Raw genomic sequence first — 21,458 nt, 5'->3', positions numbered from 1 at the left:
TCAACTGTCAACTGTCAACTGTCAACTGTCAACTGTCAACTGTCAACTGTCAACTGTCAACTGTCAACTGTCAACTGTCAACTGTCAACTGTCAACTGTCAACTGTCAACTGACTCTTCCCCTCTTCCAACTTCAAAAAATGCACTTGTCCCGAAGCTTCCGCCGCGACAATTGTCACCCCATCTGGTGCCATAGCGCAAGCTTTCAAAGCACTATCTCCCCTGAAAGTAGCAACTATTTTTCGACTCAACAAATCCCAAACTTTCAGAGTATTATCATCCGAAACTGAAATCACTCTATTTCCCACAGTCGCCAAAGCTGTAATCGCATCCGCATGACCCGTCAAAGTAAAAATTTCCTTTTGACTCGACAAATCCCAAACTTTAATCAGTTTCTTCCTCCCCCCAGAAATTCCCCATTTACCGTCTGTGGTAACTACCACAGCATTCACAAAACTCTCATGACCTTTGAGAGTAAAAAGTTGATTTTTTACGACTAAATTCCATAAATTTGCCAAAATATTATTTTCTTTTCCCAAACTCCAAACTTTCAGACTTGTGTCGCCGGAAGCCGAAATTATCCGCTTGCCATCGGGAGTAACTGCCACAGCTTTTATCCCGTCGGTGTGACCGATAAATGTAAAAACTTCCTCTCCTGTTTCCAAATTCCAAATTTTAATAGTTTTGTCTCCCGAACCAGAAATTAACCGCCGGCCGTCGGGGGTAACAGCAACCGAATTTACCCAATCTGTATGACCTGTAAGACTAAATATTTCTTCTCCAGTTTCCAGATTCCAAACTTTAACTGTTTTGTCACCTGAACCTGAAACTATTCTCTTGCTGTCGGGGGTAACAGCGATTGCTTTTACCCAATCTTTATGACCGGGAATCGCAAAAATTTCCTCTCCATTTGCCAGATTCCAGACTTTAATGCTGTTGTCTCCAGAACCGGAAATTGCTTTTTTACCGTCGGCAGTCACTGCTAAAGCATTTACCCAGTCATCGTGACCTGCAGATGATAAATTTTCTTTGCCTGTTTCTAAGTGCCAAACTTTGAGAGTTTTGTCAGAGGAACCAGAAACTATCCGCTTGCCGTCGGGGGTGACAGCTACAGCATTCACCGGGGCGATGTGATTGGTAAAAGTAAATAGTTCTTCTTTTGTTTCCAAATTCCAAACTTTCAGCGTTTTGTCGCCTGCGGCCGAAACTACGCGTTTTCCGTCGGGACTGACTGCCACAGCTTGGACGAAACTGCTGTGAATTCCTAAAGTGAAAAGTTTTTCTCTGGCACTCAAACTCCAAACTTTGATTGTGCCGTCGTAACTGCCGGAAATTATGTGTTCGCCGTCGGGAGTTACTGCTACAGCTTTTACCCAATCTGCGTGACCGGTAAGGGTAAAAAGTTCTTTTCCTGTTTCTAGGTTCCAGACTTTAATGCTGTTGTCGCCTGACCCGGAAATCAACCGTTTGCTGTCGGGAGTTACTGCTACGGACTGGACAAAACTGCTGTGACCTTTGAGGTTGAAAACCACAGCCCCTGTTGACAAATCCCAAACTTTTATGCTGCCGTCCCAGGAACCAGAAATTACTCGCTTGCCGTCGGGAGTTACTGCTACAGCTTCTACTGCAAAAGTATCGCCTGCAAATGTTAATATTTCTGTTCCAGTAGCTAAATTCCAAATTTTAATAGTATTGTCCCAAGAACCTGAAATTACTTTTGTTCCGTCTGGGGTTACGGCTACAGCATTAACGTAGGTAAGATGACCTTTGAGGGTGGAAAGTTCTTCTCCTGTTTCTAAGTCCCAAACTTTGAGAGTGTGGTCGGAGGATGCAGAAATTGCTCGCTTGCCGTCGGGGGTGATTGCTACAGCTTGTACCCAATCTGTATGTCCGGTGAGAGTGCGTAGCAATCTGCCACCAGGGGGGGTAAAGCTGGGCGTTAGCGGCCGCAGCCAGGGTATTTTCTGTTGTTGCGCTTGGGCTAGAAGTGCTTGAATTTCTGGAATTTCAAAGCGCATCAACCGGGCAATTAGTTGGGTAGCTAGTTGGGTTTTATCTTTGGCTAAAATGTGGGCAGAAAGCCTGATTGCTTCTTGGATTAATTTGAGTTTGTCGGCTTTTTCATCGGAGGTGATAATATCTGGACTTGTTGCTAACTCATAATCTTCTATTAGTGCTTGTGCTCCCGATGTTGACAGCTTGGCTTCAATAAAATTGTAATCTGTTAGTAAGCTGTATAATTTATCTGAGTCGGAAGTTGCTGCTAGCTGACTTGGTAGGATTCCCAAACAGTGCGTCTGTTCTGCGGGCTGCATTTTATCCAGCCCTTGTGTAAACTCGCTCATAAATTTGTGGATGTCTTTTTTTTTAATGTATGCGATCGCTAGCTGCACCTTGCCCAAAACCCGATCGAGAAAGTTTTCTCACTTACTTTGCTCGTTTACTTAGCATGGCATATTTGAAGGCTATTTGCTACCGGGCTGCTGCCCTCGGTTTGGCGATCCTTCGATGAATCGCTGGTTTTTTTGTCTGAGTCTGGTTTGAGAATTTTCAATGCCTGCGATTGCCATCAACCGCCACCAAGATCGTTCAACTCAAAGCCCAAAATCTACCGATCGACAACTATCTGACATATATCGTTGTTTTTCTTAACATAACGGGTTTTGGGCAATGATTGTCGATCGCTCCACACAATTGATTTTTGATTTTTGATTTTTGATTTTGGATACTTCGACTTCCTTCGGCTACCTTCAGGAAAAGTCGCTGTACAAGTTTGAGACGGAGGCTAGGACGATCGCCCTTACAATTAAAAAATTGACTTGCAGCGCAGTGAATCTGGAAAGTTGAACGTTGTACTAAAATTTGCAGAACTTAAGTTGGCAGGCTGTACCCGTTTTTGGACGGAGTTAAGGTAAAATTTGTGAGCGCGCCATCCTGTTTGATGTGCTCTCCAAGACTTGTTTAGCGAAATACCGTGCCGAATGCTCTAATTTTAGGTCGATCGGCGGGAATCCCCACACCATACTCTTAGTTGGTGTGGGATGAAAGCCAGGGACGCTGGATCGAGCGTCCCATCTCTCACGAAGCTTAACGAGAGATTCATACACACTCTTAACTTATTGCGTTATCAGAGTTACAGAAGCGTGATAAAGGTCGCGATCGTGTTAAAGGCAGTTAAGGTCAGAATCTATCCAACTGATATACAACAAGCTCATCTTGCACAAGCTTTCGGGTGTGTGCGATGGGTGTGGAATCAATCTCTTTCGGTGATGTCATTGACTTATAAAGAGACGGGTTACAGAACAGTCCAACAATAACGTGACAATTCGTGATGAAACTAGACATTTTCTGCAATTAGAGCAGCTAATGTCTAGTTTCACTCACAATCAAGGCAGCTAATTTATCAAATTATGACGACTCTCACTTACTGTAAAGGATTACCAACTCCCGAAGCCGAACTTAACCCCGCAGGTTATACTGAATTTGAGTGTTTTTTAACGGCATTTTCAGGAGTGTTTTATCGAGCAACAATCGAGACGGTTAACCATTTATTAAATCGAGAAATCAAATTCAATAAATCTAGTTGGAATACTCATATACAACAGACCTACGGCATCAACAAACGTCAGGCCAACGGAGTAATTGCTTTATCATCCGGCAAAGTAGATTCAGCAGATAAAGCGAGAACTAGATATCTGTCCCAATTAGCATCTAGACTGAAATCCGCTGCATCTTGGTTAAAGAAAGCACAAAGAAAACTCCTATTAGCCCAAAAATTTTACGCCAAACGACATTGGCAGCACTCTTCAAGCGGGTGTAATTTCCCCCTAGCGAGCGACAGGAAAACTCGCAAGACCAACTGGTATCACCTGAAATTTGCCATCCACAACAAGAAAAGATACATCTACAAATTAACTCAAACCCTCGCCCACCTGAAAGTGGCACCACTGAGAGTCAAGGTCAACAAGCGTGAACTATTCATTGTAGGGTCGAAGGATGAAAGTTATGGCAATCAAACTTGTCAGTGGGATGGCAACAATCTGAAATTTAGAGTGCCTAATTGCCTGGAGGCTAAATTTGGGAAATATGTCACTTCAGCCATCGGTAATTTTGACAGAAATCTGAATCGGTTGCCTTCGGTGGGTGCTAAAACCTGGCACTTTTACCGCCAGGACAACCGTTGGGTAGTAGCAGTACAATTTACCCCATTACCAGTAAAACAAGTAAGCCGCTCGCTCGAGTACGGTTGCATTGGCATTGACCTCAATCCGAGTTCGATTGGTTGGGCGTATATCGACGGTCAAGGTAATTTAAGATCGAGAGGTAAAATAGCTCTGCAAATGGGTTTACCTCGCGGTAAACAAGATGCTCAAATTGTAGGTGCTATCTTGCAGCTAGCCCAATTAGCTACTGCGTTTGCTTGCCCGATTGTTGGCGAATCCTTAGATTTTACTGGTAAGAAATCACAGTTAAGGGAGAAAGGAAGAAAATATGCTCGGATGCTATCGAACTGGACTTACAGTCGTTTTTATCAGCTTTTGGAGTCGATTTTATCCAATAGAGGCATTTCGTTATTTACTCGCAATCCGGCTTACACCAGTTTAATCGGATTGGTTAAATACGCTCGGATCTATGGGTTGTCCTCGGATATTAGTGCTGCAATAGCTATTGCTAGAAGAGGAATGAATGGAAGTGAAAGATTGCCGCGCCCCGTGTCCGCCTATCTGGGGGTGAACCCCAGAAAGCACGTATGGGGCGCTTGGTACCAATTTAATATGTTTATCGGTCGGTGCTCGGTAGTTAATCGCAGACACGATTACTATGGAGTCTCTAACTGGGGGCCACTGGTTAAGGCTGATGTCGAGCAGTGATGTCGGGCATCAGCCAAGCGCAAGCGCGTTAGTGGCGATCGACTCAAAGTTACACCGCAGACTTATACTGGGATCCAAATTACCTGTGGGTAGGTTTGTCCAGGTTTTTAGAAGCGGTAAAGGCTTGTCTGCTCTCAGCATGAAGAAACAGATCCCGGTATGGAAGCAAGAGTATGAATGGCTGAAAGAATGCTATTCCCAATGCTTGCAACAATCCGTACTGAATCTGTCTCAGGCGTTTATCAACTTCTTTGATGGACGGGCCGAGTACCCGACTTTCAAATCTCGCTATGGTCGTCAGTCGATCCAGTATCCTCAGAACGTCAAAATCTTGAGCGATGCTGCAATCAAATTCCCCGGCAACTTGGGAACGGTGAAAGCAAAAATTCATCGGGACTGTGTTGGGAAACTCAAGACGGTCACGGTGTCGAAAATGCCGGATGGTCGGTACTATGCGTCTCTGCTGCTGGATGACGAAACCGCTAAACCAGTTCCAAGCAGTGAAGGTAAAGCGGTTGGGGTTGACTTGGGATTGATTGATTTTGCAGTCACTTCTGACGGCTCTAAGTTCAATAATCCGAAGCACCTCAAAAAGCATGAACGCAACCTAAAACGCAAGCAGCGTAAGCTCTCTCGGAAACGCGATAAAACGACAAACAAGCGACGTAAGGCTAAAGTTGCACTGGCAAAGATGCAGTCTAAAATCTCAAGAGTGAGAGAAGATTTTCTACACAAACTATCCCGCAAGATAGTCAACGAGAACCAAGTGATTGTGGTAGAAGATCTGGCAGTCAAAAACATGGTGAAGAATCATAATCGAGCAAAGTCAATCTCTGACGCTGGATGGGGAATGTTCCAAACCATGTTGAAATATAAAGCAGAGCAAGACGGAAAAATCTACCTAGAAATCGGGCGTTTTTTCCCTTCATCACACCTCTGTAATGCAACACTGCTACCCATCCCAAAGATGGAACTCTCAGTGCGTTCTTTCCTCTGTCCCCATTGCAATGTGCATCACGACAGAGATGTGAATGCAGCTATCAATATCAAAAATGAAGGCTTGCGGATATTGGCGTTGGGAACCAGCGCTGCTGCCCTTGGAGGCAATGTAAGACCAAAGCGCTTTGGGCGTAAGTCTACGACTGTAGAGGCGGTTGCCGTTGAATTGGGAAGCCCGCCCCATACCGCCTAGCGGTTGGGGTGTGGTAGTTCACGTCGATCGGGCTGCATCGGCCCGACAGATGTCCGCCTGCTTGGATTGCGTACCTCAACCTGCTGGGCTCAAACATCCCGAAAAGCTTTGCAGGTGCGCCCCGTTCCTTTAAAATAGAAAATAGGACTTGCACTATTAAACCGGGTTTCTTGCTAAAATCATTGGTTTGGCCGCTAGCTACTCAAGAAGAAACAGGTTTTCTGACTCGATAGCGCGCAAGTCGCGATCGCAAATCAAGAACTATTTAAGTTTAGAGACAAATTTCATGGATGTTATCGAGTTTTTCGAGTTAAGTGCAGGCAAATGGTTTTCCCAGCGCACCGTACACAATCTCAATTCTGGGGAATTGCAAGCAGGTAAATCTGACCTCAAAATCGAAATGCTGACAGCTAACGATGCAGCAGTCGTCAAACTTTGCCAACAGCACTCGACTAACCCGGACTCAACTGGACTCAGGGGCGTTCGGATTTCTTGGGACGGTGTTCCCGATCGCAACCAAGCTAAACAAGTTGGTTCTACAATATTAGCGATCGTCCCGAATCCCGAAAATCCTAGCGAAGGCAAAGTGTTGCAAGCCAAGGGAAACACCCGTTACGTGATGGGCGGCGACGATGTGCTGACATTGATTACAGAATCAGATACCGTCCGTGCTGAAGAAAGGCTGTGGTATCTCATCCCCAATCTGCGCTTGAGGACTAGCGTTGTTAAGCAAGCTGACGGTACGGAACAAGCATCTTTTTGTTCGGAAATTCGGATGGGTGGAAGTCCAAAAAGTTAACTTTTGACAGCGTTAATCAGTTGACAGTTGACAGTTGACAGTTGACAGTTGAGAAAGAAATAAAGAAATAAAGAAAGAGGATTAAAGTAATGAATAGTCTGATTTTTATTTCTCCCTATAAGGGTTCCGGCTTTCAACCAATTCTTTCGGTTAATTGGTGAGTACCTCACTCCCACGGAGAACCTCTATATCTAATTTCCAAAAATGAATACAAGCCACAACTATCCTGAGTAATTTTCCCAAAATTTCGGAATGATTTAACCGCTCCAGACCGCAGAGGACACAGAGAGAATAGAGAGATTAATACAGGATAATGCTACCGGATTTGATATTATTTCTTTTTGATGTTTTCTCTTTTCTTTCTGCGGCCTTCTCGGGCAACGGCTTTTAACTTGGTGTGAAAATCAGTGTGTTTGGCAACTGGGAATGATTTGGCGATAGGTTTGTCTGTTAATTTGCGATCGGGTTCAGCTCCATCGGCCAGGGCGGTAACATTCACATCTTCATATACTACAACTTCTGTATTTTCTTGAGTGCGATCGCCGGCAGTGGCGACTTTTTCTGTTTCCAGGGCCTCTGTATTGGGGACTTCTGCATCTGACGCGCGATCGATTTCTGCTTCTGACTGCTTGCTCGTATCTATTTCGGCGACACCGAATTCGGATTCTGGGTGGGATAAAAGTATCTCTTCCTGCGACGGTTGAGCATAACTTTCAAAGGTTAAATCTTGAGGAAAATTGTTGCAAACTAAGCGTTCAAACTCGCGATTAAAATGATATAGTGGTTGGCCTATCCGGTGCCACATACTCAATAGCTGTCCGACAGAAACAGCTTTGTAGCGCCCTTGATAAAGCGCTTCAACCACTGCTAAACGCAACCAATAGGCGGGATACTTGGTCAACCATTCACCAGCCAATTTCTCTGCTTTTTTGCCACCTAGGTCAAAACCGTAGTGAACCAGCAGAGCCGCTGCTTGTGCAGATATTGCCGTCACTTCTGTCATGGGAATTGGTAATTAGTCAGTTGTCAGTTGTTAGTTGTCAGTTGGTAGGGGCGGTACCAAGAGTGGCCGCCCTCTTCTTTTAGCAGTCAGTTGTCAGTTGTTAGTTGTCAGGAGTGCTGTCCCCGAAGAGCAAACTCGATCGTTAGTCCTTAGTTTTTAGTCCTTGGGAATTGAAAAATTGGGAATTGGTGATTGTTTTTGCTTCGTTATTACCAATTACCAATTACCAGAAAGAATTGGTTGAAAGCCTAAGCCGGAGCGGAAGAAATTAAAATCAGACTATTCATTACTCCAATCTTCGGACTTAAGGGTAGAGGTAGCTCTCCCATGGTCAACTGTCAACTGTCAACTGTCAACTGTCAACTGTTGAATTACCCAATTCAATTAATCGGATAAACGCACACCTCCTTCTACTGTTCGCACGTCGCCGGAAAATGGTTGGGGCGTGCCGTTCCAGTTGAAGTCGCTAATTCTAAACGTCAGGCTGCCGACTTGACGTTCGGGATTAAAACGCAAAATAATTGCGTAGCTGCGACGGCTGTATTCTAAAGTGTAGTTCGTACTGATTGTTTCCCTGCTGTCTAAATTAATAGCACTTTGAAACCCGACTCGAAACCCTCCGTAAACTTGCTGTACAAGTCCAAAAGACAGGACTTTCAAATCTACTAGCCGATCGAACAAATAAGGCGATACCCCGTCCCGCGCTACCTGGGTGTATGTCACGTTAAATCCAGTGTAGTCGAGGAAAGGGCGGGAGAAATGGCCGAACTGCCCTTGAATGCCGACGCTGCCGGCGAGCGAACTTTGGCTGTCACCACTACTATAATAAGAGCCAACTCCTCGGAGTCCCAAAGCCAGTTGCAAAAAGGGAACCACCGGCGTCCGCGTATATCTCAAACCCTGGGTGGGTGTGCGGGGCAGCGGTTGACCTTGCCACAGGTTGAAGCCGCGGCTGAGGGCGAAGCTGACTTGGCCTCGGCCCAAATCGATGCGGTTGTTTTCGCGGACGGGATCGAGCAAATCTGCTCGATCGGTGTCAGCATTGATAAATTGATACCCGGCTTGATAGCTGAAATTGATGCCTGTGTTGCCGATTTGCATCTGTGGGGAAGTGAGGACGGCCCCGAGACTGCTGTTGACGGTTTGAAAGCCTAGAGAACCGTTAAACAGTCGATCGCGATAACTATATTCTGCGGCTAGATTGTGATTGCCGATCGACTGTCGCAGCCGCAAATTCCCCCGAAAAGCATTTTCAGCTAAATCTGGGAAATTATCAAAATTCAGAAATAACGCGGATCCTTCCAGGCTGGTGCGAGGGCCTAGAGTCGCGCGCAATTTTGCTTTCAGCCCGTAGCTGTCGGGGGAAAACGGATTGCCGCCGTTCTTTTCCACGATTCGCTGGAGGTAAATTTGGGGTGTTAGAGTCAGGCGTACTGGCCCGTTTTGCAATACCTCAAAACCGCACTCGGCAAACAAACCGCCTCTGTCGCCGCCGTCGTAGCCGAAATTCAAGCAGGGCCCGTTTTTCTGTTGGCTGTCAAAAACTTGCCTGCGGGGATACACGGGTATTTTGATGCGGTTGTCAAACACTAGGCGGGGGGAAGTTGTGACTAATTCCTCAGCCGTGGGCGAAATCCTGGTAATCGTTGCCCTCCGAGCCCTGTATTCGAGTTCTGGTGGGGAAAACGGGTCATTAGTAATCCGAATGTTGGTTGCTACTCTGACGCCACTGGGCAGCAATTCGAGCCTGTCTGCTTCAAAGCGGACGCGGTTGACGGCGCCAACAATTTGGGGTGCTGTTAACTGCCCGCCACCACCGATGGTAACAGTAGCAGCACCGGGGGATTTGACTCCGCGCAGGGGCTGCTGGATGGTCAGCCGATCGCTCAGGGGCTGTTCTAGAATGGTTCCAGCACTAATATCTGTCGGTAGTGTGGGGGTTAACTCGCTACTTGCTGAGGGGAGGAATATTTCGCCGCTGGCTTGTTCGACTGCGCCGGAGTTGAGTCCGAGATTGAATTCCATCTGCCGGCCGCGGACTACTTGTTGGCCGCGGGTATAGGCGACATTACCGGATGCTATCACTTGCCGGGTGACTAAATTGACGATCGCGCGATCGGCATCAATCACAGTTTGTCGGAACCGCACCACAACCCTACCAACCGCCGTGACAATTTGCTGTTTGTCGTCAAATTCTTGGCTGTCGGCCTTAACTTCGATCGTATCAGCCGGACTTACCGGAAATGGCACTGTCCGCTGAGAAGGCGCTGTACGGACTCCGGGCGCGGCCGGTTTGGGCTGCGGTTTCGGTGCTGCGGGAGTGGCTGGTTTGGGTGTCGTTGGCGTCGTTGGCGTCGTTGGAATCTCCAATTCTTGCTGCTTTGTAGCAGGCGCTTCTGGCGCTTCGGGAACAGGAATCTCCGCAGGTTCGGGGGAGTTATTTTTTAACTCCTCGCCTTTAGCCTGATACCCGTCGTCTGGCTGTCGGACAGCATTATTGTCCTTTTTGCTCTGATCCCTTGCTGTTCGTTGACGATTCCGAGCGGCAATGGCATTTTCTACTGAACCCAATTGGTAAGCAGTAAACGAGGTATCTTTCTGGGCTGTCACAGTTTCAGGTTGTCCTACAGCAGTCGGAGGCTGAAATTCCGCTGCTGCGCCGTTACTTTCCACAGAGGTTGCGGGGTCAGCAATTTCTGGCGCCCCACTGATGGCTGGGGTGGTGCCGAGGAGTGCTGCTGAGGGTTCTGGTTCGGGCTGAACGATTTCTGGGCTGGGTTCCGGTATTTCTGCGGAGTTGCTGCGGGTGTCTCCATCATTTGCTGCCAGAGTGAGGGCGACTTTTTTGGGCTTCGCGATGTAGATGATGGCAGAGGGTTCGGGCGGCGGTACCGGATAGGGCATAGTTAGAACAGGTGAATCATCCGATTTTAGATTTTAGATTTTAGATTTTAGATTTTAGAGGGTTTTTTATAGCAGAGAATCGATCGTCCAAATTTTTGCATTTAACAGGCAGCGTTTCAAGGTTAACCGGAAATCTTCTGGTGTGCCTCGCAGCTAACCGACTGATCCTCAGAAACTGAGTTGATTGCCAGAAACAATTGGTTTAAAGCCTCCACCCTTGTAGGGAGAAATTAAAATCTGACTATTCGTTGCTCTAATCCTCTTCGTTTCAAAATCAGAAGAGCCTGTCAACTGTCAACTGTCAGCCTGTTTGCTGTCAACTGTCAACTGTCAACTGTCAACTGTCAACTGGGTTTCTTTCGCCATAAGATAACCGACACTTTTTTGCTAACAAATGCTAACAAACGTATAAGTTAAGAGAGTCTCTCAACAAAGGCGTGTCAACCAATGCCCGTAGGAAAATCCCGCGAGCACCATTTAGATCCCGATCCATCTTCAATCCGGTGGCTGCGGACTTAATAGTTCTAGCACCACCTAGATTTTTGACAATTTCGCCCGTCCATGACACCGTTTTTGAGGTATAAGCTTCGTTGCAGTCAATCACGAGTTTGGAATTTTCCCAAGCTTTCCACTTAAGGAAATTCTTAAATTCGTAATGGCTTAGAGTCAACATTTGTCGCACCGTTTTGTTTCTCAACTTACGGCGTGACTTCGACATCATTTGAGAATTCTCAAACGTAGGCAGTAAGATTACATCAAAGTTATCAACTAAAAACTTAGCTACTTTGTGATGTAACTCTCTGACTAAGTTCTTGATTTTACAACGAAGCCTGCTGGCTGATTTCTTGAATCTTCTTTTCTGCCGACTGGGGGCTTTAGAGATTTTCGATACCAATTTGTCCAACCGAAAACACAGTTTCTGGATGTACAAATTAGAATCATTTCCAAGCCAGCCATAGGAATCTTCAGAGAAAAACGTCATGAAGGTACGGACACCGGGGTCTAAGGCAACGACGCGACCTTGTTTATCGGTCTTGGTTTGTTGCACTTCTTCAGAAACAACTAAATAGTATTCTCCGTAGGCGAGAGTCAACCTCCCATCACTGAACTTTTCAGGCAAAGATTCTGTTAATTGACACTTACCCAGAATGGAATGGTAGACACCGCAGTCTTTTACAGCCGACTTCGGCACATAAATAGATTGCTTGGTGTCTTTTCTACTCCGAAACTTGCATTGGCGGAGTAGACCATCTTTTTTAAAACCCTGTTTAGCTGCTTTGACTGCTAAACAGGCATCTTTGATGGCAATCGATTTAATTTGGAAAGGTACAGGTTTTGCCCATTCTGGCAAACTGTTGAGTATTCCAGTTTTGATTGTCATCCAGTTAGCTTTTGTGCCTGGTTCTTGGAGATATTTGATAGTCGCGTTGTAGACAAAACGACTCACTCCAAACCACTGCTTGATTAAAGCTTTTTGTTCAGGATTTAGGAATAGCCGGATCTTCTTTGATCTTCTTGCTGTAACTTCTGAGTCCCTGCATTCTGCAACGGTCGTCGTGAAGGATGGCGAGAAGATAGCTTGTGAGTTCGCTTTCGCTCGCGTGAACAGTTCCGTCAAGAACCACGATTTGTCCACCGTTTTGTTGAACCATGAACTCGAATAATTCAAATCCGAATCTGCTTTAGATGTCGCCACAGGCAACAACAATCGTGAGCTGTTCGCCGCGCATAAGTCTGACCAGTAGGGCTTGCAGTCCCTTCCTTTTGAAGTTGAGTCCTGACCCGATATCTTGGATGATTTCGGCGTTGGGGTATTACTGTTGCATAAAGTCAACTTGTCTAGCGAGGTCGTCTCGCTATTTGGGCGAACTGACGCGACAGTAGCAAACAACGGTAGTTCTAGTTGCACCGCGCTGGTAGGACTCGACATCATAGAGTCGTTGCCCTGCTTCGTTTTTGATGCTTTTGATCTTCCCTTCGCCTGCATATTTTCTTGTCTGTGTGTGGATGCAAGCCCAGAAATTCGACTGCTTTTCTGAGCGGAACGTATGGCATACAGCAAATATGAGCATAAATTAACAAATGTAAGCAAATACTTTACTGTACGTCAACCTCGCTAGTGGTGCGAGGTCAAGTTTTGTTGGACTAATTTTTGGGGATTTGCTGGCTGACTCGCGGGGGCTGCGGTGACGTGCCCCCGAGTCAGCGACGGAGATAGCTGGTTTATTCCATGTCTCTGCGGTTGGGGTTCCGGGCTGGGTCATTGGACAAAAACCCAAATACGAACAGGGAAACAAAGAATAGAACAACTACATTAACTACGATTTTGAGGGTTAGCACTGTGGGAGTCTCCAAAGATGGCATAATAGCGGGCTGATTTGCTGCTGTTGCGGCAACATTTTTATCTTGACAGTCCCCGACATACAGGCACGGGGATTCTTAAGACATTTCTGTCAAAATATCCCTATTGCTAGGGTTCCCAGGCTGACTGGGTTTGCACGAAGCGTGCTCCCGTCATATCTCCTCAAAAATGTTTTGGGCGTAGACTTTCCCCCAGTCCAGGGGTAGGTTTTTACATCTTGTCTGATGTGCTGATTCTACCATATTGATTTGTGAAGATGGATTTGTTTTTTACTTAACAATGGCAAAAAGCCATCCTCATCAAGGACGGGGTTTTCAATTTGACGTTCTGATAAGCTGTGTTGGATCTAGATTGCCTGTGGTGTTGGAGAGGGAGAGGGTTCGAGGATTGTTCGATCGGGATTTGAAATATACAATTTAAATGCACAACAGCTTAACTAAAGATTAGTCAATTTTATTTTTGCTTTTGAGGATGGTTGGCAAGTTGGTTTTTGCCCAATTCCAGATTTGCTCGATGATTTTTTCGACGCGCACCATGACTAAATCGAGCCATTCGAGCACTTGTTCTAGTGGGTGTTTAATGTAACCCATCGCTTCTGCTTTGGTTTCTAAGTATTCGTCTGCGGGCGGGAGACCTGCACTCTGATTTTTGGGTGCTGTGACGCTGGTGGCGGGGGTGTATCTGCTGGTGGTGGGGGCGATTGCTGCTGGGGATTTGCTGGTTTGTGCGGTGTTCGGGTTGGTGTTTTTTGGCACTTGGGTCTCCGGCGCGCGCTCTGGGGTTGATTCTGCTGCGAGTCCTGATTTATTTTCTGGAGTGACGGCTAAGTTTGAGCCTGTTTGGGGTTGACTTTGTGGGACTTTTGTAAGCAAGCTCTGTTTTAGCTGTGCTAGCAGGCGGTGAATTGCTTCTGGGTAAGGCGATGTTGAGACTGCGGTCGATCGACTTTCTGACAATTCTACTGTTTCTGCAATTTCTTGCTTGACTTCTGGGGTATTTTGTGATATGAGGCTTTTAACATTTGCCTCTGGTTCGGCATTTGCTGGGATTAAGTGCTGCGGTGCTGGTTCTCCGAATAAGTCTTGCCAATTCAACCAAGGTCGATCGACCTTTTGGCTGTTTTCTGTTCGCTCTTGTTCCTGGCGTTGTTTTAAATAATACTGAATTGCGACAGCTTTTTCGGTATTGTCACTAGCTGCCGTTTCTTTGCCCAGCAGTTGGTCTACGGACGACCAAATAATTTGTTCGATGTTTTTCGCGTATTTTTCGAGGATTTCGCGGGCTGACAAACCTAAATTTGTTTCTGGGGCGGAGGTATCAAGTTTTACCTCGGGATTGTCAGCGGTGGTTTTGGCTGTTGGGGGGAGGGTAAATTCTTCGAGGTTGACGGCAGCGCGATCGAGTAATGTGACAAAGGAGATCGGATTGTCGGTGCGATCGAACTTGCTGTTAAAATTAGGTTCTAATTTTGGGGTATTGCGGTCGATCGAATTTGATGGATCAATCGCCGGCCCTGCGGTGTTGGCCGGAGCGATCGATGCGGTTGCTCTTTGAACTAAAATGGCATTGCGGTCGATCGCGCTTTTGACTGCGAGGATTGATTCTCCAAACTGATTTCTTTTCAGAGCAACCGGACTCGACTGAAGCCAGGCCATCAATTCCCAAAAACGACGCACCGGCGCCAACCGAGATTTTTTCGCAGCAGACTCTAAACCGAGATTAAATTTTAATTCTTTTTGAGTAATTTCCCGGCGTCCGGGCCCGGAGTTAGCGACTTCCCAAGTTATGCGACTTTCCAGAAGTTCTTGCTGTTCGGGTGTCAAAATATCTAATATGCGATTTTCATCTCCGACTAAGACTAAAGTGCGGGCTGGGATAAAAGTTGCGATGCCCTGAACTTTTTGGGATTGTCTGTCTAATACAGTTTTAGCCTGAGGAGGTTCTAAGACGGAAGTTGTTTGATGCTTGGCAGCTTGTTTGATAAAGTTGATGGCTGGATGCAAATCGCGATCGGCTTTTTCAGTTGCTGGGTTTGTCTGGATTAACAGCCCAAAACTGACTAAAGTTGTAGCGGTTTGGGACGAGTTTAGCAAATTTGCAGCCAGGTTTAAGATTTGGTCGATCGAACTTTCATCGGAAACTTCTCCTGGATACCAATTTCCCGAAAAATCTGGATTTTCATCGCCGTCATATTCTTGAAGTTCCGGTAAATCTACTTTTTGGCTGGATTCCCGCAACTGCCGGCTCAACATTCTGGAACTTTGGACGAGCAAGTAAGCTGGATAAAGTAGAATTTGGGTAGCGTTGAGGGTTGCTGCTTGAATTTGTCGCCAAGTGCGATCGCAATTATCGGCAACTTGGCGGGACTGTTTGGATATAAAATTTAATAGTCGGCTTTGGTATGGGCCGTAGTAACCGTCGGACATAAGTTTAATTATTGAATTCAGGTTTTAGATTCGCGCCGGAATTGCTGAATTGTGCACTAAAATCAAAACTGGATCTCAATCCCAGTTTCAAACCCTCTGAAACCTTTATTTCTTCGCGTCCTTTGCGTCTTCGCGGTTCGATACTGAGCCCAGATTCCTACGCAAGTCCTATTTTAGCTAAATATGAGCGCCGTTGTGCCACCTGCTAGCAATAATATTTCTGAAGTTGTAGAGAAGTTGCGCCGCCTCAGCCAAGTGGAGGTTCAGTCTGGTTGGAGGTACTGCGATGCTGACTCATCTGCTGTCGGTTCGGTAGGTATTTCTAACGGAGAGGTTGTTGAACTTAACGAAAAACGACATATTGCTTGGCCATCGGGGAAGCAAGTTGTTTGTTTGGGACAGAAATTTGTCATTCCTGAAAATTTGCACGGCTATCCTGTAGCAGGTTTGCGTTTGCTGCTGAGTTTGACTTGGTGGGCGGAAGATGCAACTATTTTTGTCAACGGTGAGTTAGTTGGACAAGGTGATTTATTCGATTGTGCCGATCGAGTTTTGTTGAGTGCGTCGGTGAATCCGGGAGATGAATTTTTAGTTGTTTTGCGGCTGGTAAGTCCCGGGCACGATAACGGTGCTTTAGTGCGATCGATTTGTTTGTACGAAGCTGCGGACTATACTTGTTTCGATCCGAGTTTTGTGGCGGACGAATTAGAGATTTTGCAAAGTGCGATCGATCGAAATTTAGGAAACGAAGATTCCCAAGACCTGCCCGTCGAAATCTTAGCAAGTCGCCGAATGTACGTCAAGGGAGAAAGGCTGCAATCTGGGATTGATTGGGCGGTTGGTTTGATTGATTGGTCTGCTTTGCCGGATCGCGCCAAGTTCGATCGATCTTTATCTGTATTGCGACACAATTTACTGGGATATCTGCGGGCTTTTTCTGGGGAGTTAGATGATTTAACCGCAGAGGGCGCAGAGGGCGCAGAGGGAGGAAGCAGGGAGAAACTTTCTCGGGTTTCAGAAAATACGAATAGCACATCTATAGGTGAAAGTCTCAACTTTACTTCTTTTTCTGGGGAGTTAGATGATTTAACCGCAGAGGGCGCAGAGGGCGCAGAGGGAGGAAGCAGGGAGAAACTTTCTCGGGTTTCAGAAAATACGAATAGCACATCTATATATATAGGTGAAACTGGCGATATAGCTTTTCTCGATAAAGTCATGCACTCGCGGGCCAATCACCAATTACCAATTACCAATTCCCCCTTATCAATTCCCAATTCCCAATCCAGAGCTGACTTACTTGAAAATTGCCATACATCTATATATATAGGTAAAATCTATTTGGTTGGTCACGCTCATTTAGACCTAGCTTGGCTGTGGCCTGTCCCGGAAACTTGGGAAGCGGCGGAACGAACTTTTGAGTCGGTATTGAAATTGCAATCCGAGTTTCCCGATTTGATTTTCTGTCATTCAACTCCAGCACTTTATGCTTGGATGGAAGAGCACCGCCCTGACTTATTTGCAGCAATTCAAAAACAGGTAGCGGCTGGTTGTTGGGAAGTTGTCGGCGGGATGTGGGTTGAACCGGATTTAAACTTGATTTCGGCTGAGTCAATGGTGCGGCAAGTTTTTTACGGACAGCGTTATGCTAAAGAAAAGTTTGGGGAGTTGATGCGGGTGGCTTGGCTACCGGATACTTTTGGTTTTGGGTGGCAATTACCTCAGATTTGGCGGCAAGGTGGAGTTGACTATTTTGTGACGCAGAAGTTGCGCTGGAATGATTCGACGCAATTTCCCCACGGTGCGTTTTGGTGGGAAGGGTTAGACGGTACTAAAATATTTAGTATGATGTCTGGCGCGATCGGCGAAAACATAGAATCGGTTAAAATGGCAAGTCATGCTTTTGACTGGCAAGTTAAGACTGGTTTGCAAGATGCTCTTTGGTTGCCGGGAGTTGGCGACCACGGCGGCGGCCCGACTCGCGATATGCTAGAAGTGGCGAAACGCTGGAAATTGTCGCCTTTTTTCCCAAGGTTAGAGTTTATCAAGGCTGTTGATTATTTGTCTTTGATTGAGAGTCAGTTTTTGCCGGAAGTTGCCGAGGTTGATTCTATATCTGATGTTTCGCAGTCGCCAAGTCGGGAAAGTTTGCCAATTCCTAAAGTCGTCGAAACTTTGTCGGATGTCGCACCTCCAAATTTACTCGAAAATTCCGCAACTTCATCCGAAAGTCAAAGACAACTGTCTGAAAAATCTGCAAGTTTGCCAATTACTGAAGTTGTCGAAACTTGGGCGGATGTCATATCTCCAAATTTACCAGAAAATTCCGCAACTTTACCCGGAAGTCGAACTTCAACTCAGGAAACTCCCGAAAGTTTGCCAATTCCTGAAGTCGTCAAAACTTGGGCGGATGTCATATCTCCAAACTTACTCGAAAATTCGACAACTTTACCGGAAAGCCTCAACTCCAATCTCAAAACTCCCGCAAGTTTGCCAATTCCTGAAGTTGTCGAACCTTTATCGGATGTCGCATCGGGAAATTCCACAACTTTACCCGAAAGCCTCAACTCCAATCTCAAAACTCCCGCAAGTTTGCCAATTCCTGAAGTTGTCAAAACTTGGGCGGATGTCATATCTCCAAACTTACTCGAAAATTCGACAACTTTACCGGAAAGCCTCAACTCCAATCTCAAAACTCCCGCAAGTTTGCCAATTCCTGAAGTTGTCGAACCTTTATCGGATGTCGCATCGGGAAATTCCGCAACTTTACCCGAAAGCCTCAACTCCAATCTAAAAACTCCCGCAAGTTTGCCGATTCCTGAAGTTGTCGAACCTTTATCAGGTGTCGCATCGGGAAAATTACTCGAAAATTCCGCAACTTTATCCGAAAGTCAAAGACAGCAATCTGAAAAATCCGCAAGTTTGCCAATTCCTGAAGTTGTCGAAACTTTATCAGATGTCGCACCTCCAAATTTACTCGAAAATTCCGCAACTTTATCCGAAAGCCTCAACTCCTATCTCAAAACTCCCGCAAATTTGCCAATTCCTGAAGTTGTCGAAACTTTATCAGGTGTCGCCTCGGGAAACTTTCTCGAAAATTCCGCAACTTTACCTGGAAGTCGAACCTCAACTCAGGAAACTCCAGCAAGTTTACCAATTTCTGGAGTTGTCGAAACTTTATCGGATGTCGCACCTCCAAATTTACTCGAAAATTTCGCAAGTTTACCAGACAGCCTAGACTCTAATCTCAAAAATACCGCAAGTTTGCCAATTTCTGGAGTTGTAGAAACTTTATCGGATGTCGCCTCGGAAAAATTACTCGAAAATTCTGCAAGTTTACCCGAAAGCCTCAACTCTAATCTAAAGAATCCCGCAAGTTTGCCAATTTCTGGAGTTGTAGAAACTTTATCAGGTGTCGCATCAGGAAATTTCGCAAGTTTACCAGACAGCCTAGACTCCAATCTCAAAAATCTCGCAAGTTTACCAATTTATGAAGTTGTCGAAGCTTTATCGGATGTCGCACCTCCAAATTTACTCGAAAAATCCGCAAGTTTACCCGAAAGCCTCAACTCTAATCTAAAGAATCCCGCAAGTTTACCAATTTCTGGAGTTGTAGAAACTTTATCGGATGTCGCCTCGGAAAAATTACTCGAAAATTCCGCAACTTTATCCGAAAGTCAAACGAATTCGGCAAAAAACAAGGAAAATTTGCAACTTCGGAAAACAACCGAGAATTTGTCCGGCTTAACAGGTGATTTTTCCAGTAAAATCTCCGAATCAGAATCTAAATACCTTGATTTCCCAACCGAGATTCACCAAGAGAAATCCCAACTAAAAAATTCCCCCAATCTTCCCCTCTCCCCCAACTGTCAACTGTCAACTGTCAACTGTCAACTGTTGAACCCCTCTCCCCCTCTCCCAATTTGGAAAGACGAACTTTACTTAGAATTCCACCGGGGTTGTTACACGACTCGCGCTGACCAAAAACGCCAAAATCGTCGCTGCGAAGATTTGCTCTATCAAGCCGAGTTGTTGTCTTCGATCGCCACAATCTGCACTGGTGCGGTTTATCCGAAAGTTGAGTTAGAATCGGCTTGGAAGCAGGTGTTGTTTAACCAGTTTCACGATATTTTGCCCGGTTCGGCGATCGCCCAGGTCTACACTGATGCTAATCTAGCCTTTGATCGGGTCGATCGCACTTGCCGCCACATCCTGCTACAATCCTTAGATGCGATCGCTGCTCAAATTTCTCTGCCTTCTCCTCCGCAGCCGGACGCTCAACCGATTTTTGTTTTCAATTCTCTCAATTGGTCGCGCTCTGAAGTTGTCGCCTTAACTCTAACTCTTCCCGATTCCCCCGATTGGGCTTGGCAAATTTATGACTTATCCGGACAACGGTTGACTTCGCAGATTGTTAAGGGCGATCCTCAATCTACACTGTTATTTTCGGCAGATAGTGTTCCGGCGATCGGCTACCGCGTTTTTTGGCTCTGTCGTCAAGATGCTCAAACAGTCGATCGTCCGTCAGTAAGCTCAGCAACCGAAAAAAAGACATATTTATCGAAACTTACATACGGTATAGCACAAAAAAACACGCCTTGTCAAGAAACGCATTTTCCAGCCCCAGAAATGGTGTTAGAAAATGAGCTTATTCGGGCAACAGTAGACGCAGAAACTGGTAATTTATCCAGCATTTGGGATAAAGCAAATAATAGAGAAGTCCTGAATGCAGTCGGAGGAAATCAACTGCAAGCCTTTCAAGACAGCGGCCAATATTGGGATGCTTGGAATATCGATCCGAATTACCAAAAATATCCATTGCCCGCCCCGATACTCAAACAGATTTCTTGGGTAGACCGGGGAGAAGTGCGGCAGAGTTTGCGCGTAGTTATGCAAATTGGTAAATCGGAGTTTCGCCAAAATTATATAGTAGAAGTAGGTTCCCCGCTGCTGAAAATCAAGACAGTCGTAGATTGGCAAGAAACTCACGTTTTAGTCAAAACAGCCTTCGGGTTAAATGTCGCAGCAGATTTTGCAACTTGCGAAATTCCCGGCGGCGCGATCGCGCGATCGACCAAGCCGCAGACACCGGCAGAAAAAGCCAAATGGGAAGTACCGATTTTCCGCTGGACTGATATCAGCAACGACGGTTTTGGAGTCAGTTTGCTTAACGATTGTAAATACGGTTGCGACATTCAACCAAATCAAATTCGGCTGACTTTGCTCAGAAGTTCCACTTGGCCGGATGAGCAAGCAGATAAAGGAGTTTCCGAATTTACTTGTGCCGTCTATCCCCACGCTGGAAATTGGCAAGAAGCCGACACAGTTCGGCACGGGTACGAGTTGAATTTGCCACTGCTGGTAAAAGTTTTGCCAAAGTTGGAAGAAAGCCGACACAAGAGTTTACCAGCAGTTGGCAAGTTCTTGGATTTGTCCGCCGAAAATTTAGTGCTGATGGCATTCAAACAGTCCGAGGACAATCCGAATTTGTGGATTTTGCGGTGTTACGAGTGTCACGGCCAAGAGGCGAAGTTGGAATTAAATAGCGATTTGGGTTTGGCGATTAGTCACTCCGTCGATTTATTAGAACAACCCGTAGATTTGCCTCAAAAGTCAGGCGATGGGAAAACTTTCAAAATATCACCGTGGAAAATAGCCAGTTTTGCAGTAAATTTATAGAAACCTTTTCGGCGATCGAGATGTTTTCCATTGCCGGAACCATCGATATTAAGTAAGTAGGCGCTGTAAAATGCAAGTATCTAAACGATTGTAAATTATCCAAATCCCCTAAGCGTAAATGATTTAGCTCTGTTTACATACTGTTACATAGTTCGGTTTAATCCCGCCTACCTACTTATTGCCCGATCGCATCAACTACTTCCTTTTTCCTGACCTCCCTTACATC

Annotated in this window: 12 protein-coding genes and 2 pseudogenes; 6 read left to right on the top strand and 8 right to left on the bottom strand. The window is 45.8% G+C overall.

Going from position 1 to position 21,458, the window contains the following annotated elements; genetic code table 11:
• Positions 1-91: 91 nt before the first annotated feature.
• Positions 92-2,392, bottom strand: a complete 2,301-nt coding sequence (locus QZ918_RS24220) for a hypothetical protein (protein ID WP_293339179.1) — start codon at positions 2,390-2,392, stop codon at positions 92-94.
• Positions 2,393-3,040: 648 nt separating this feature from the next.
• Between QZ918_RS24220 and QZ918_RS24215 the strand changes: the two genes are divergently transcribed.
• The 4 genes from QZ918_RS24215 to QZ918_RS24200 all read left to right on the top strand — a co-directional run bounded on the left by QZ918_RS24215 (position 3,041) and on the right by QZ918_RS24200 (position 6,861).
• Positions 3,041-3,316: a helix-turn-helix domain-containing protein gene (locus QZ918_RS24215; RefSeq protein WP_293339177.1), complete on the top strand. Its 276-nt coding sequence runs from the start codon at positions 3,041-3,043 to the stop codon at positions 3,314-3,316.
• Positions 3,317-3,409: 93 nt separating this feature from the next.
• The gene (locus tag QZ918_RS24210) at positions 3,410-4,870 is read left to right on the top strand and encodes a hypothetical protein (RefSeq protein WP_293339175.1); all 1,461 of its coding nucleotides are present in this window, start codon (positions 3,410-3,412) and stop codon (positions 4,868-4,870) included.
• A 124-nt stretch (positions 4,871-4,994) separates the two neighbouring features.
• A complete protein-coding gene (locus QZ918_RS24205) occupies positions 4,995-6,062 on the top strand; it encodes an RNA-guided endonuclease InsQ/TnpB family protein (RefSeq protein WP_367275431.1) in 1,068 nt (355 codons plus the stop codon).
• Between the two features lie 286 nt (positions 6,063-6,348).
• Entirely contained in the window at positions 6,349-6,861 is a 513-nt protein-coding gene (locus QZ918_RS24200) for a phycobiliprotein lyase (protein ID WP_293339173.1), read from the top strand.
• Here the strand turns inward: QZ918_RS24200 and QZ918_RS24195 are convergent.
• The 7 genes and pseudogenes from QZ918_RS24195 to QZ918_RS24170 form a co-directional block, all read right to left on the bottom strand.
• Positions 6,858-7,037 carry a hypothetical protein gene (locus tag QZ918_RS24195; RefSeq protein WP_293339171.1) on the bottom strand — a complete coding sequence of 60 codons (180 nt, stop codon included), beginning with the start codon at positions 7,035-7,037 and terminating at the stop codon, positions 6,858-6,860. The genes QZ918_RS24200 and QZ918_RS24195 overlap by 4 nt on opposite strands.
• Before the next feature lie 155 nt (positions 7,038-7,192).
• The gene (locus QZ918_RS24190) at positions 7,193-7,864 is read right to left on the bottom strand and encodes a hypothetical protein (RefSeq protein ID WP_293339169.1); all 672 of its coding nucleotides are present in this window, start codon (positions 7,862-7,864) and stop codon (positions 7,193-7,195) included.
• Between the two features lie 384 nt (positions 7,865-8,248).
• Entirely contained in the window at positions 8,249-10,768 is a 2,520-nt protein-coding gene (locus tag QZ918_RS24185) for a DUF3769 domain-containing protein (RefSeq protein ID WP_293339167.1), read from the bottom strand.
• Between the two features lie 397 nt (positions 10,769-11,165).
• Entirely contained in the window at positions 11,166-12,215 is a 1,050-nt protein-coding gene (locus QZ918_RS24180) for a transposase (RefSeq protein ID WP_527250428.1), read from the bottom strand.
• 6 nt (positions 12,216-12,221) lie between these two features.
• A pseudogene (locus QZ918_RS33310) lies at positions 12,222-12,698 on the bottom strand (hypothetical protein); the annotation flags it as partial.
• Positions 12,699-12,991: 293 nt separating this feature from the next.
• Positions 12,992-13,108, bottom strand: a complete 117-nt coding sequence (locus QZ918_RS24175; protein ID WP_106151135.1) for a photosystem II reaction center protein I — start codon at positions 13,106-13,108, stop codon at positions 12,992-12,994.
• 465 nt (positions 13,109-13,573) lie between these two features.
• Positions 13,574-15,556 (bottom strand): hypothetical protein, encoded by a 1,983-nt coding sequence (locus QZ918_RS24170; protein ID WP_293339165.1) that lies wholly within the window; start codon positions 15,554-15,556, stop codon positions 13,574-13,576.
• A gap of 183 nt (positions 15,557-15,739) precedes the next feature.
• Between QZ918_RS24170 and QZ918_RS33305 the strand changes: the two are divergent.
• A pseudogene (locus QZ918_RS33305) lies at positions 15,740-17,617 on the top strand (glycoside hydrolase family 38 N-terminal domain-containing protein); the annotation flags it as partial.
• Positions 17,615-21,232, top strand: coding sequence for an alpha-mannosidase (locus QZ918_RS24165; RefSeq protein ID WP_527250427.1), 3,618 nt, complete (start codon positions 17,615-17,617; stop codon positions 21,230-21,232). The pseudogene QZ918_RS33305 and the gene QZ918_RS24165, both read left to right, overlap by 3 nt.
• The last annotated feature ends 226 nt before the right edge of the window (positions 21,233-21,458 follow it).

This window comes from Microcoleus sp. CAWBG58 (assembly GCF_020883045.1).
Classification (GTDB): domain Bacteria; phylum Cyanobacteriota; class Cyanobacteriia; order Cyanobacteriales; family Microcoleaceae; genus Microcoleus.
The sequence above is the reverse complement of the archived record's forward strand: the minus strand, read 5'-3'. Positions and strand labels throughout refer to the sequence as shown.